This window comes from Faecalibacterium sp. IP-3-29, from assembly GCF_023347335.1.
GTDB classification, from domain to species: Bacteria; Bacillota; Clostridia; order Oscillospirales; family Ruminococcaceae; genus Faecalibacterium; species Faecalibacterium duncaniae.
Genome location: NZ_CP094471.1, coordinates 809,127 through 822,963, shown reverse-complemented (window position 1 = coordinate 822,963; position 13,837 = coordinate 809,127). Strand labels below are relative to the sequence as shown.

12 protein-coding genes and 1 tRNA gene are annotated in these 13,837 nt (G+C 59.7%); 5 read left to right on the top strand and 8 right to left on the bottom strand.

Features of this window, described 5'->3' with window-relative positions; translation table 11 throughout:
- Positions 1-57: 57 nt before the first annotated feature.
- Positions 58-1,377, bottom strand: a complete 1,320-nt coding sequence (locus MTP40_RS03800; protein WP_207684891.1) for an MATE family efflux transporter — start codon at positions 1,375-1,377, stop codon at positions 58-60.
- A 76-nt stretch (positions 1,378-1,453) separates the two neighbouring features.
- Positions 1,454-1,524, bottom strand: a tRNA-Gln gene (locus MTP40_RS03795).
- 598 nt (positions 1,525-2,122) lie between these two features.
- Between MTP40_RS03795 and MTP40_RS03790 the strand changes: the two genes are divergently transcribed.
- From MTP40_RS03790 to MTP40_RS03770, 5 genes are read left to right on the top strand one after another with little or no spacing between them, the layout of a single operon-like run.
- On the top strand, positions 2,123-3,589 hold the full coding sequence (locus MTP40_RS03790) for an aminotransferase class I/II-fold pyridoxal phosphate-dependent enzyme (RefSeq protein ID WP_005932972.1): 1,467 nt from the start codon (positions 2,123-2,125) through the stop codon (positions 3,587-3,589).
- Positions 3,590-3,602: 13 nt separating this feature from the next.
- Complete coding sequence (gene speE, locus MTP40_RS03785) at positions 3,603-4,460, top strand: polyamine aminopropyltransferase (protein ID WP_156059680.1); 858 nt, start codon at positions 3,603-3,605, stop codon at positions 4,458-4,460.
- Positions 4,460-5,338, top strand: a complete 879-nt coding sequence (gene speB / locus MTP40_RS03780; protein WP_249259856.1) for an agmatinase — start codon at positions 4,460-4,462, stop codon at positions 5,336-5,338. The genes speE and speB overlap by 1 nt, the downstream gene beginning before the upstream one ends.
- A gap of 46 nt (positions 5,339-5,384) precedes the next feature.
- On the top strand, positions 5,385-6,644 hold the full coding sequence (locus MTP40_RS03775) for a saccharopine dehydrogenase family protein (RefSeq protein ID WP_249259855.1): 1,260 nt from the start codon (positions 5,385-5,387) through the stop codon (positions 6,642-6,644).
- The gene (locus tag MTP40_RS03770; RefSeq protein WP_249259854.1) at positions 6,644-7,858 is read left to right on the top strand and encodes a carboxynorspermidine decarboxylase; all 1,215 of its coding nucleotides are present in this window, start codon (positions 6,644-6,646) and stop codon (positions 7,856-7,858) included. Before MTP40_RS03775 ends, MTP40_RS03770 begins: the two co-directional genes overlap by 1 nt.
- A 75-nt stretch (positions 7,859-7,933) precedes the next feature.
- Here MTP40_RS03770 and gnpA read toward each other — a convergent pair whose 3' ends face one another.
- The 6 genes from gnpA to MTP40_RS03740 all read right to left on the bottom strand — a co-directional run bounded on the left by gnpA (position 7,934) and on the right by MTP40_RS03740 (position 13,774).
- Positions 7,934-10,093 carry a 1,3-beta-galactosyl-N-acetylhexosamine phosphorylase gene (gene gnpA / locus MTP40_RS03765; RefSeq protein ID WP_249259853.1) on the bottom strand — a complete coding sequence of 720 codons (2,160 nt, stop codon included), beginning with the start codon at positions 10,091-10,093 and terminating at the stop codon, positions 7,934-7,936.
- 27 nt (positions 10,094-10,120) lie between these two features.
- Complete coding sequence (locus tag MTP40_RS03760) at positions 10,121-10,312, bottom strand: DUF6903 family protein (RefSeq protein WP_186850346.1); 192 nt, start codon at positions 10,310-10,312, stop codon at positions 10,121-10,123.
- An 11-nt stretch (positions 10,313-10,323) separates the two neighbouring features.
- Positions 10,324-11,220, bottom strand: a complete 897-nt coding sequence (locus MTP40_RS03755; RefSeq protein ID WP_005932964.1) for a carbohydrate ABC transporter permease — start codon at positions 11,218-11,220, stop codon at positions 10,324-10,326.
- Positions 11,221-11,232: 12 nt separating this feature from the next.
- The gene (locus MTP40_RS03750; RefSeq protein WP_117534980.1) at positions 11,233-12,117 is read right to left on the bottom strand and encodes a carbohydrate ABC transporter permease; all 885 of its coding nucleotides are present in this window, start codon (positions 12,115-12,117) and stop codon (positions 11,233-11,235) included.
- 83 nt (positions 12,118-12,200) lie between these two features.
- Positions 12,201-13,571 (bottom strand): carbohydrate ABC transporter substrate-binding protein, encoded by a 1,371-nt coding sequence (locus tag MTP40_RS03745; protein ID WP_156075258.1) that lies wholly within the window; start codon positions 13,569-13,571, stop codon positions 12,201-12,203.
- Positions 13,568-13,774 carry a hypothetical protein gene (locus tag MTP40_RS03740; protein ID WP_154276539.1) on the bottom strand — a complete coding sequence of 69 codons (207 nt, stop codon included), beginning with the start codon at positions 13,772-13,774 and terminating at the stop codon, positions 13,568-13,570. The genes MTP40_RS03745 and MTP40_RS03740 overlap by 4 nt, the downstream gene beginning before the upstream one ends.
- Between the last annotated feature and the right edge of the window lie 63 nt (positions 13,775-13,837).

Below are 13,837 nucleotides of genomic sequence, written 5' to 3'. Positions count from 1 at the left end.
TCTCCGTCATCCCGGCGGGATGCCACCTCTCCTAATAGGAGAGGCAAGCCCCCCCTATTAGGGGAGCTGGTGCGAAGCACCTGAGAGGTTCGCCAGCGCCGCTGCCAACAGCATTCCGATGGGCGCGCTGATCCAGCTGGACATCCAGAAGCCTGCAAAACCAATGCGGGGTACAAGGATCACACAGGCCAGCAGGTTCAGGGCAATCTGCCCCAGGTTGGAGGCCAGATACAGCCCCATCTTCTGGGCACCGCGCAGACGGGCCTCGAACAGATGCTTCTGTGCCACAAACAGACAGGTCACCGATTCAAAGGCCAGCATGGTGCATCCATAGCTGGCTGCTGCTGGGTCGGTGGTAAAGAGCCGGAGCAGCGGCCCCCGCAGACCGATGCAGACCGCCACCACCCCAAGCGAATACACCAACAAGATCCGCCGCCCTTCCCGCAGGCCCTCTTTTACACGGCCCGGCTGGAGGGCGGCTGTGTTTTGCGCAATAAAGAACACTGTGGACTGCACAAAGCCGAACACCGGCATCATCAACAGGCTGGACAGCTTGCCTGCGCAGGAGAAACCCGCAATGGCTTCCACACCCAGACCGCCCAGCAGCCCCTGCTTGACCGTGGTGATGATGGTGCCGCTGGCCTGCTGAATACTGTTGGGGGCTGACAGCCGGAAGATATCCCTGGCATAGCGCGCCTTGAGCATCCGGGGCGAGAAGGCCGCATCCATCTGGGTGCGGCGCAGAAACGCCACCATGTAAACTGCGCCCGCCACCTGCGCCGCCGCTGTGGCAGCCGCTGCACCGGCTACCCCGAAGGGCCCCACCAGAACAAGGTCAAGCACAATGTTCATCACGCTGGTCGCCACAATGACCTTGAGCGGCGTTTTGGAATCGCCGCAGCCCATGACACACTCCTTGCTCAGATCATAGGGCATCAGAAATGGCAGCCCCAGCAGATAGATGCGCCCGTAGAGCACAGCGGTATCCAGGATCTCCGCAGGCGTGTTGATCAGCCGCAGCAGGGCCGGCAGGGTCACAAAGCCCACTGCCGTGGTCAACAGGGCGATGACCTCATCCACGAACAGCAGGTTATACAGCAGCTCTGTCATCTCATGCTTTGTGGCAGTGGGCTTGCCCGCCGCCACCAGCAGGCCGCCGCCCAGCTCCATGCCGCCGGAGATGAACAGAAAGATCATCAACACCGTGGAAGCGTTGGACACTGCTGCCAGCGCATCGGCATCCAGCCGCAGGCCGATGATCATGGTATCGGCCACGGCGTAAAACTGTGTTGCCACCATGCTCAGGATAATGGGCAGCGCGTACCGCAGCAGCGCGGGCCGCACTGCCCCGGTCAGCAGAGAATTCTCTTCGTTCACACAAACAACCTCTTTTCACAAAAAATAAAACCCGCAGGGAACCTGTCGCCCAGGCCCCCTGCGGGTTCTTTTTCAGTTGCGCCAGCAGGAGTCGAACCTACGATGGGGGAGTCAAAGTCCCCTGCCTTACCGCTTGGCGATGGCGCACCGGTAAGAATCAGTATAGTAGAATTTCTTTCATTTGTCAAGCAAAAGCGTTTTGCCGTGTCTGTGCAAAGTGTTTTGCCACACTTTTACCATGTCTTTACAGTGTCCTTGTCATAATGCGAACCGCTTGCCCATTTTCCGCTTTATTTTCCCAAAAAGTATTGACACCACCCTCATAGCATGATAAGATATCATCGATTTTGAGAGACAAAGCGTGTCAGAGTCTTTTCAAAGCAAATTACCTGGGACCGCCCATCGGGGCTAAGGCCATACGGACAGCCGGGTCCACTGCCGACCGGCGGCGCAAGCTGCCATTATTGATTGAGTTGAAAGCTCAAATTTTATAAGTTGGTTCCTTTACAGCCATGAAATTGCGCAGAACGTGCGCAGACTTGTGAAACGGTCAATAAGAGTAGTAAAAGTGTAATTGCTATATAGACTCTCGTCATCCCGTCTTTTTGAATCATGCGGAGGTTTTCCCCAGTGTCACCGGGGGCTTTGTCTGCATGTTCAGAACGCTTTTTCAAGCGCAGGTCTGCACCAGTGTGGTGGGCCTGCGCTTTTTTGCTGCGCCGGAACCAGGGACGGAGGAGAAAAGATGAGTGAGAACCGTACACGGTTCCGGCTGGATCAGCGCCGCGCGCCCATTTATGAGGCGCTGGAGCAGTTCCGGCAGATGCGTGTGGTACCTTTTGATGTGCCCGGCCACAAGCGGGGCCGCGGCAACCCGGAGCTGACGGCCTTCCTGGGCCAGCAGTGCGTGGGTGTGGACGTGAACAGCATGAAGCCGCTGGACAATCTCTGCCACCCGGTATCGGTCATCCGGGAGGCTGAGGAGCTGGCCGCCGATGCCTTTGGCGCAGCCCATGCCTTTTTAATGGTGGGCGGCACCACCAGCTCTGTGCAGAGCATGGTGCTGACGGCCTGCAAGCGGGGCGATGAGATCATCCTGCCCCGCAACGTGCACCGCAGTGTGCTGAACGCGCTGGTGCTCTGCGGCGCGGTCCCGGTCTATGTGAATCCCGAGGTGGACAAGCGGCTGGGCATCTCGCTGGGCATGAAGCGGGAGCAGGTGGCCAAGGCCATCAAGGAGCACCCCAACGCCGTGGCCGTTCTGGTGAACAACCCCACCTACTACGGCATCTGTTCCGACCTGCGCGCCATCGTGAAGATGGCCCACGAGGCCGGGATGCTCTGCCTGGCCGACGAGGCCCACGGCACCCACTTCTACTTTGGCAACGGCCTGCCCGTTTCCGCCATGGCTGCGGGGGCCGATATGGCCTCGGTCTCCATGCACAAGAGCGGCGGCAGCCTGACCCAGAGCAGTCTGCTGCTCATCGGGCCCAATGTGCATCAGGGCTATGTGCGGCAGATCATCAACCTGACCCAGACCACCTCCGGCAGCTATCTGCTCATGTCCAGTCTGGACATCTCCCGCCGCAACCTTGCCCTGCGGGGGCGGCAGGTGTTCCATCAGGTGGCGGATATGGCTGAGTATGCCCGGGAGGAGATCAACGCCGTGGGCGGCTACTACGCCTTTGGCAAGGAGCTGTGCAACGGCAACTCTGTCTTTGACTTTGACACCACCAAGCTCAGCGTCCACACGCTGGACATCGGTCTTGCCGGCATCGAGGTCTACGACATCCTGCGGGACGAGTACGACATCCAGATCGAGTTCGGCGACATCGGCAACATCCTGGCCTACCTCTCCATCGGCGACCGCCCCCAGGAGATCGAGCGGCTGGTCAGCGCTCTGGCCGAGATCAAGCGCCGCTACCACACCGACGGCACCGGCCTGCTGAGCCAGGAATACATCGACCCCGTGGTGGCCGCCAGCCCGCAGGAGGCCTTCTATGCCCCCAAAAAGAGCCTGCCCCTGCGGGAGACCGAGGGCATGGTCTGCAGCGAGTTCGTCATGTGCTACCCGCCGGGCATCCCCATTCTGGCCCCCGGCGAGCGCATCACCAAGGAGATCCTGAACTATATCGAGTACGCAAAGGCCAAGGGCTGCAGCATGACCGGCCCTGAGGACCCTGATATTTTGCACCTGAACGTTCTGGCATAAGGAGGGAAAACAGATGGAGTTTTGGTTTTCGGAATTTCACACCCCCGATGTGAAGCACAGCATCCGGGTGAACAAGCAGCTCTACTCCAAGCAGAGCGATTATCAGCGCATTGATATTTTTGAAACGCCCGAGTTTGGCCGGGTGCTCACGCTGGACGGCAATGTGATGCTGACCGAGCGGGACGAGTTCATCTACGACGAGATGATCGTCCACGTGCCCATGGCCGTGCACCGGGAGGCAAAAGATATCCTTGTCATCGGCGCAGGCGACGGCGGCGTGGTGCGGGAGCTGACCCGCTACGACCGGGTGGAGCGCATCGACCTGGTGGAGATGGACCCCCAGGTGGTGGAGGCCTGCCGCGCCTACCTGCCCGGCAACGCCTGCCGGATGGACGACCGCCGGGTGCACATCTATTTTGAGAACGCTCTCAAGTTCATCCGCCAGTGCGAGGAGGAATACGACCTCATCATCGTGGACTCCTCCGATCCCTTCGGCCCCAGCGAGGGTCTGTTCACCCGTGAGTTCTACGGCAGCTGCTTCAACGCCCTGAAAGAGGACGGCATCATGGTCAACCAGCAGGGCAGCCCCTTCTACGCCGAGGATGCCAACGCCATGCAGCGCAGCCACAAGCGCATTGCTTCCACCTTCCCCATCAGCCGGGTGTATCAGGCCCACATCCCCACCTTTGCGGCGGGCTACTGGCTGTTCGGCTTTGCCAGCAAGAAGTACCACCCCATTGATGATCTGGATGCAGCCGCCTGGAAGGCCCTGAACATGCGCACCCGGTACTACACCACCAAACTGCATATCGGAGCATTCTACCTGCCGGCTTTTCTGGAGGAGATGCTGCGGGAAGTGGAGGAACACTGATGCTTTACCCCAACGTTGAAACCTTTATCGGCTGCGACAGCAGCTACCGTGCCGCCAGCATCGTGCTGTACGGTGCCCCCTACGATTCCACCACCAGCTACCGCCCGGGGGCCCGGTTCGGCCCGGCTGCCATCCGGCACGAGAGCTACGGTCTGGAGACTTACAGCCCCTACCAGAACGCCGACCTGACCGATTTTGACATCTTCGACAGCGGCGACCTGGAGCTCTGCTTCGGCTCCAGCGAGAGCGCACTGGCCGACATCCAGAGCCGCACGGCAGAGATCCTGCACGACGGCAAGTTCCCGCTCCTGCTGGGCGGCGAGCATCTGGTCACGCTGGGTGCCGTGCGGGCCATGGTGGAAAAGTACCCCGACCTCCACATCGTCCACTTTGATGCCCATGCCGACCTGCGGGACGACTATCTGGGCGCAAAGCTCAGCCACGCCTGTGTCCTGCGCCGCTGCCATGACCTCATCGGCGACGGACGTATCCACCAGTTCTGCATCCGCAGCGGTGACCGCACCGAGTTTGAGTTCGCGGCTGCCCACACTGAGATGCACAAGTTTGATTTCACGGGCCTTGCCCAGCTCACCGAGCAGCTCTGTGCCAGCAAGGTGCCCGTTTACCTGACCATCGACCTCGACTGCCTGGACCCCTCCTGCTTCCCCGGCACCGGCACCCCGGAGGCCGGCGGCGTGAGCTTTTTGCAGCTGCTGGAGGCCATCCGCACTGTGACCAAGGCCAACATCGTGGGTGCGGACCTCAACGAGCTGGCCCCCACGCTGGACACCACCGGCGTTTCCACGGCCACGGCCTGCAAGGTCCTGCGGGAGCTGCTGATTGCACTGGACAAGGGCTGGCCGGGCTTTCAGGTATAAGGACAGATCGTAAAAAGACAACTTTACAGATAAAGGAGTAACCGATATGAGCAAAGTTCTGATCATCGGCTGCGGCGGCGTGGCCTCCGTTGCCATCCACAAGTGCTGCCAGGTCCCCGAGGTGTTCACCGAGATCTGCATCGCCAGCCGCACCAAGGCAAAGTGCGACAAGCTGGCCGCCGAGCTGGCCCCCAAGACCACCACCAAGATCACCACCGCACAGGTGGATGCCGACCACGTGAATGAGGTCATCGCCCTCATCAAGAGCTACCAGCCCGATCTGGTGATGAACATCGCCCTGCCCTATCAGGATCTGACCATCATGGATGCCTGCCTGGCCTGCGGCGTGAACTACATGGACACCGCCAACTACGAGCCTGAGAACACCGATGACCCGGAGTGGCGCGCCATTTACGAGAAGCGCTGCAAGGAGGCCGGTTTCTCCGCCTACTTTGATTACAGCTGGCAGTGGGCCTACGCCAAGAAGTTTGAGCAGGCCGGCCTGACCGCCCTGCTGGGCAGCGGCTTTGACCCGGGCGTGACCCAGGCTTACTGCGCTTACGCCAAGAAGCACGAGTTCGACACCATCGACACCATCGACATTCTGGACTGCAACGGCGGCGACCACGGCTATGCCTTTGCCACCAACTTCAACCCTGAGATCAACCTGCGCGAGGTCTCTGCCCCCGGCAGCTACTGGGAGAACGGCCACTGGGTGGAGATTCCGGCCATGAGCATCAAGCGGGAGTACAACTTTGATCAGGTGGGCCAGAAGGATATGTACCTGCTCCACCACGAGGAAATTGAGTCTCTGGCCAAGAACATCCCCGAGGCAAAGCGCATCCGCTTCTTTATGACCTTCGGCCAGAGCTACCTCGACCACATGCGCTGTCTGGAGGACGTGGGCATGCTGTCCACCACCCCGGTCAACTTCAACGGTCAGGAGATCGTGCCCATCCAGTTCCTCAAGGCCCTGCTGCCCGACCCCGCCAGCCTCGGCCCCCGCACCAAGGGCAAGACCAACATCGGCTGCATCTTCACCGGCAAGAAGGACGGCAAGGAAAAGACCTACTACATCTACAACGTCTGCGACCATCAGGAGTGCTACAAGGAGGTCGGCTCTCAGGCCATCAGCTACACCACCGGTGTGCCTGCCATGTGCGGCGCGCTGATGCTGCTGACCGGCAAGTGGACCACCAAGGGCGTGCACACTGTGGAAGAGTTTGATCCGGACCCGTATCTGGACGCTCTGGACAAGTACGGCCTGCCCCGCTCCGAGAGCCACGCCCCGGCTCTGGTGGACTGATGCGGCTGGCCGACACCCGCCCGCCCTTTGCGGGGCTGGCGAACCTCTCTGCGGCTGCACTGGCTGCCCTGCCCACCCCCTGCTACCTGCTGGATGAAGCCCGGCTGCGCCGCAACGGCGAGATTCTGCTGGGCGTGCAGCAGCGGACAGGCTGCAAGATCCTGCTGGCCCAGAAGGCCTTTTCCAACTACGACCTCTACCCGGTGCTGGCCCCCTATCTGGCAGGCACCGAGGCCAGCGGCCTGTACGAGAGCCGCCTGGGCAGGGAGGAGCTGCCGGAGAAGGAGAACCATGTGTTCTGCGCCGCCTACCGGGCCGACCAGTTCGAGGAGCTGCTGCAATACGCTGATCACATCGTGTTCAACTCGCCCCACCAGCTGGCAAAGTTCGGCCCGGCCGCAAAGGCGGCGGGCAAGAGCGTGGGCCTGCGGGTGAACCCCGAGTACTCCACCCAGGAGGGCCACGAGATCTATGACCCCTGCGCCCCGGGCAGCCGTCTGGGCACCACCCGTGCCCAGTGGGATGCCGCTGCGGCGCAGCACCCTGACCTGCCCGACCTGCTGGACGGCCTGCACTTCCACACCCTGTGCGAGCAGGATTCCGACGCGCTGGCGGCCACCCTGCCCGCGCTGAAAGCGAAATTCGGTGACCTGCTGCCCCGGATGAAGTGGCTCAACTTTGGCGGCGGGCACCACATCACCCGCCCGGATTACGACCTTGCCACGCTGGAAAAGTGCATCACCGGGACGCTGGAAAAGTACGGCGTGCAGGTGTATCTGGAACCGGGCGAGGCCTGGGCGCTGAACGCAGGCTACCTTGTCACCACGGTGCTGGACACCCTGCAGAATGGTCAGACACATCTTGCCATTCTGGATATGTCCGCAGCCTGCCACACGCCGGATGTCATCGAGATGCCCTACCGCCCGCCCCTGCTGGACGCGGGCGAGCCGGGGGAAAAGCCCTGCACCTTCCGGCTGGGCGGCCCCACCTGCCTTGCCGGGGACGTGGTGGGCGATTACAGCTTTGCCGCCCCCCTCACCGAGGGTGACCGGCTCATCTTCGGCGACATGGCCATCTATTCCACCTGCAAGAACAACACCTTCAACGGGATGCCCCTGCCGGATATCTGGGTGCTGCATGAAAACGGCACCACCCAGCCGCTGGCCCGCTTCGGCTACCACGATTTCAAATACCGTCTGGGCTCTCCCCGCTGAGCCGCCCGGATACACAAACACCCCTCTGCGCTCCTTTCGGAATGCAGAGGGGTGTTTGCTTATAAAACGGAGAACTCAGATCTCATACCACTTGATCTCGTTGGCTTCCAGATGCAGGTCGAAATGGTTTCCATCGGTGGTGTAGACCGTGGTGTCCTGCGGCTCGTAGGTGTTGTTCACCACGCAGTACTTGCCATTTTTCACGTAGGCGTGCACTTCCACGTTGTAGTTGGAGCTGAACCAGGTGTGCAGCTCCTCCTCGCTGTGGGCGCTCCACAGGATGGCACGGTACAGGGTGCGGCTGTTGGCAAAGCTGTAAGGCACACCGCTGATGTAGACTGCACGGCCCTTACCAAAGTCGTGTGCCGCCATCTGCACTTCCCGGTTCCGCTGCACCAGCACCTCCGTCCCCTCGAGGGCGTAGATGTTCTTCTTGCCCTCGCCAAAGTCGATGGGCTGGTCGGCATCCTGCAGGATGAAGTGGTCCGGGTGCTCTTCCCAGTTGTACTTGTCGTAGTTGAGGGTGAAGCCGTTTTCTTCCTCCACGCCCAGCACGCTGGCAAGCTGGAGGATGTGGCCCTGATAGGCATGACCGGAGGGCTCACCCACGCCGATGAGGCCGCCGCCGTTCCAGACGAATTTCCGGATGGCGGAGGAGATCTCCGGGTCCTCCCACCAGATGCCGCCGGTGTGGGCGGTGTCGGCATCGCCCACATTGATGATGACATCGAGGCTGTCCAGCAGGGCGGGGTCCTTCTTGATGTCCTCAAAGCTGATGAACTTCACGTCAAAGGGCGCGCCGGACAGCATTTCGATGACACCGGAGTAGCTGTAGTTCTGCTTGTAGTAGAGGGCGTGGTGCACCATGTGGCAGCCCCAGGCCCGCATCTTGCCCCAGCAGTTCAGCACGGCCACCCGCTTGACGCAGTAGGGCGTGGTGCCCTTGATGTTCTCATACAGCTCACGGAACTCGCTGCAGACACTCTGAACATAGTCCACGAACTCCGGGAACTGCAGCGCCAGCTTCAGGTAGCCGCCGTAGCCAATGCGGTCAATGGGCTTGCGCAGGATGGCGCGGCGGGCTGTGACCCAGTTCTCCTTGGCCTCCCGCACCGGGTCGCCGCCCTCGTGGAAGGTGTCCGGGAAGAAGTAGGGCAAAAAGCGCCCCTCGGTGTACTTCACGCCCTCAATGTCCGAGATCAGGCGCAGGGTGGAACCGTTGCCCACGCTGCCCACCACAGCATCCAGACCGATGGTCTTGAACTCCGGCATGAACGGCTCGGTGCCGATCCAGTGGTCGCCCAGGAACATCATGGCCTCGCAGCCGCACTCGTGGGTGATGTCCACCATCTCCTTGGCAAGCTTTGCCACCTCCCGGCGCTGGAATGCCTGAAAATCGCGGAATTCCTTGCTGGGCACCCGGTACTGGTTGTTGTAGTAGCCCTGATCGATGATGTACTCCGGGCGGAACTTATAGCCCACCTCCTGCTCGAACTGATTCAGGATATAGGGGCTGACCGAGGCGGAATAGCCGTACCAGTCCACAAACTTCTCCCGCTTCAGCTCATCGAAGATGAGGGTGAACTGGTGGAAGAAGGTGGTGTAGCGGATCACGTTGACATAGGGGTGCTCCGCAATGAACTTGCGCAGGCGCTCCATGGAATACTTGTGGGTCTTGGGCTGGCGCACGTCAAAGGTGATCTGGTGCTCGAAGTTGGTCCAGCCGTTGGTGGTGGCATTGTACATGTGCACCGGGTCCCAGATCAGGTAGGCCAGGAAGCTGACCGTATACTCATGGAACGGCACGGCCTGCACCGTCACGCTGCCGTCAGCATAGCTCCACAGCTCCGGGGGCACCGGCTGACCGGTGGTTCGGTCCATGACCTCCCACCAGCGGGTGATATCGTCGTTGGTGTTCACCTGCATCAGCTCCGGGCTGATGCCCTTCATCAGCGGGATGGTCACGGTGTCGCCGGGGGCGGTGTAGAAGCCGGTCATGATGTAGCACTGCTGCACCTCGTCCGGGTTCGCTTTGGCCCACGCGTTGTCCTTGCGGGTGGTATAGTAGGTGGAGTAGATTTTTGCGTCGGCATCCTTCAGCTCCTGCGGAAAGTCGGTGCCGTCGCAGTCGCGGATGGCATCCGCGCCCCACTTTTTCAGGATCTCCAGTGTTTCGGGCACCACGTCCAGATCGGTCGGGATCGTTACGCGCCCGGTCATTCTATTTTCTTCCATGAGAATTCTCCTTTACCTCTCTTCTCCTCAGTCCTGATAGGGGGCGTTATAGAGCGCCAGCACAGCCAGCAGCGCGGCCACACCCGCCAGCATGATGCCAAGACCAGCCAGCTGCCCGGTCATTTTCCAGCCCGCGACCACCAGTGCGATGGACAGTACGAACAGCACCAGCATCAGCAAAATGCGCAGGGCGGGATGATTTTTCCAGAATGCTTTCATCGTTTGTCACCTTACCCTTTCAGACCGCCCACGGTCATACCCTGTGTCAGCTGCTTCTGCACGCAGATGTACAGGATCAGGGTGGGCAGCATCACCAGCACCAGACCGGCATACATGGTGCCGTACTGGGCCGCGCTCTGCTGGGCCTGCATCAGATTCAAAAGGCCCACCGGCAGGGTGCGGGGCGCGCTGGTGGAGCTCATCAGCGTCATGGAAATGATGTACTCATTCCAGAAGGACAGGAAGTTGAACAGGATGATGGTGATGATGGAGGGCTTTGCCATGGGGAAGATGATACGGGTCATGGTGGAGAAGTAGCTTGCACCGTCGATGTAGGCAGCCTCCTCAAAATCATGGGGCAGGGTGGCAAAATAGCCCGAAAGCAGATAGATGGTAAAAGGCAGGGCCGTGGCTGCATACACCACTGCCAGCACCACCAGATTGTTCAGCAGGAAGCTGCTGCCAAAGTGGCTCTTCAGCCAGACATCGCCGTCCCGCAGCATCAGGAAGATGGGCACCACGATGTAGTTGACATTGATGAACAGACCTGCCATAAACAGGGTGTTCAGCAGTTTACGGCCCTTGAACCGGAAGCGGGACAGGCAGTAGGCGGCAGGCAGCGCAATGACCAGCAGCAGCACCAGCGCCAATGCGGTCACGATGACAGAGTTGAGCATATACTCGCCCATCTTGGCTCCGTTCCACGCATTGACAAAGTTCTGCCAGTAGAACCCGGCAGGCAGCGCCCACGGGTTGCCGTAAAACTCCGCGTTCTGCTTGATGGAGGCCATGAACACCCATGCCACCGGCACGATGATGATCACCGCCAGCAGGACCAGCACAAAATAGATAAAGAACTTGTAGAGACCTTCCGCCGAGCGGGAAGATCTTTCGGTGGTATTCTGCATCTTCTTCCCTCCTTAGAATTCCAGCGGATCGCGGTCGGTGGCCTTGTTGACACAGGCGGACAGTGCAAACGAGAACAGGAAAATGACCACGCCAATGGCCATGCTGTAGCCATACAGGCCCGCATCCTTCTGGCTATACATATAGCTCAGCGCCACATCCGAAGCACCGTTGGGCCCGCCGCTGGTCATGGCCTTGACAAAGAGGAAGGCCATGTTGATGGTGGAGATGATGAAGAAGGTCAGGGTGGTGCGGATGTTGGTCCAGATGAGGGGGATGGTGATCTGGAAGAACTGGGTCAGGCGGCCCGCACCGTCCAGATTGGCGCTCTCGTACAGGCTGGCGGGCACCGAGGACATGGAAGCCATATACATGACCATGTAATAGCCCACGGCCTGCCAGACCATGGCAATGATGATGGAGGGGATGACCAGCTTTTCCCCCTTCCAGAGGATGGGGTCTGTCATATCCCGGAACAGGCCGATGATGCTGTTGAGCATACCGTTTTCCGGCTTATAGATGGCCGAGAAGATGCCGGAGATGACGACCACCGACAGGATGTTGGGGATGTAGAAGATGACCCGGAAGAAATTCTGCCCCTTGATCTTTTCCCGGGTCAGAATGGCTGCAAACACCAGCGCAAAGGCAAAGGTGACGATGGTCACTACCACCACCAGCAGGATCATATTCTGCATGGAGCGGATGAACTGGGCATCCTTGAGCAGGTGCTGGAAATTCTTCAGGCCCACAAAGGTCTCGTTGGGCGAGTAGGCACCGCGCTCATACAGGCTCATGCGGAACACGTTGAGGGTGGGCAGGATCATAAAGAGAAAGAACAGGATCGTGGCCGGTGCCACGCAGAGAAAAACGAACCGTCTGCGGCTTTTGTCAGATCTCATAGACAAACCGCTCCTTTCTGTCGGAACCCGAAAACCACAAAAAGCGGAGGCGGTCAAAACCGCCCCCGCTGGGCAGGGTTCAATTACTCAACGATATTGGCACGCATCTGGTCGCTGGCGGACTTGATGCCGTCGATCCACTGCTGCTCGGTCATGCTGCCGGACACCAGAGAGTTGACGGGGTCAAAGAACACGGTGCGGACCTCCACGCCGGGGATGGCGCTGAAGGCTGCAAAGTTGCCCATAGCGGCCTTTGCGCCGTTGTCGTAGATGGAGTAGAACATCTTGTTGTCGCCTTCCAGATCATCGGCGATGCCCAGCACAGGCTGGATGGCACCGCTCTCGGCGAACAGCTTGCAGGCTTCGTCGCTGTACAGGTAAGCCACGAACTGCTTGGCGGCATCCAGATGCTCGGCACCAGCCGGGATCCATGCCTGCTCGAACCAGGTGTAGCTGTACTGGTCGCCGCCGGCCTTGACAGCGGGCAGGGCGGTCATGCCCCACTCAAAGCCATCGGCACGGGGAGCCTCGGCCATCTCGCCCACGATCCAGGTGCCGTTGGGCATGAACAGAGCCTTGTTGTCCAGCACCAGCTGCTGGTTCTGGGTAAAGTCCTGATCGTTGGCCTGTGCAGGGGTAATGGGGTTGGTGTAGGAAGCCAGCTTGTTGACGATATCAAAGCAGGTCTTTGCCTCCGGGGTATCCCAGATGCCTTCCTCATAGTGGGTGGCCTTGTTGAAGAACTCCGGGCCGCCGGCGGCATACATCAGAGCGTAGAAGAATGCATCAAAGTAGCCGGTGGTGGGGTAGGTAAACAGGTAGGTGCCCTCAGCGGCAGCCTTATCGCCCAGTTCCCACATCTCGTCCCAGGTGGTGGGCACTTCCCAGCCCTTTTCCTTCAGGAAACCGGCGTTGTAGAACAGGCCGCAGGGGCTGTAGAACATGGGAGCCAGATAGGTCTTGCCGTCGCCGTAGGGGTTGGTCAGGGAGGTGTCAGTAAAGCCGCCTGCGATCTTCTCGCTCACCTTCTTGCTCTCGCCGGGCACGGTCATGCTCAGCACATCGGTGATATCCGCGATCAGGTTGCCCTTGATGAACTGCTCGGTCAGGGCAGCCTCACGGCCGGTAGCCAGGTGGACCACGTCGGGGTAATCGCCGCCCTGCATGGAAGGTCCGATGACATCCTCCAGCTTCTTGTCGGTGGTCAGCTCCACCTTGATGCCGGTCTGGGCGGTAAAGGCCTCAGTGACCTTCTTCCACATATCAGCGCCATAGCCGGTCTCGATGGCAGCGACCTTGATGGTCACGTCCTCAGCGGGAGCGGCAGATGCAGCAGCGGAAGAAGCCGTGCTGGAAGCTGTGGAGCTGGAAGAACCGCCGCAGGCAGCCAGACCCAGTGCAGCGGCACCCACACCGGCCACTTTCAGGAAATTGCGACGAGAAATGCGTTTCATAATGTGTCCTCCATCATAAAGTTCCGTTCATGCACAGCCGGAGCAAACAGGTTTTGCCCGAGGGGCTGTGTTTTTTGTGATTCCAATATAGAGGTTTTTGCAGTTTTCAACAAGGTCTTTGTTGTTTCATTTTTTATAAATATTGCTTTTTTATCATTTTCTTCAGCAAAAGTACTAAATTTTGCGGCATTGTTTTGGTACATTTTCCCTCCTTGTAACCAATTTGACACATTTCCGTCTTTCTGTGCAGAGGAAAATATTTACCA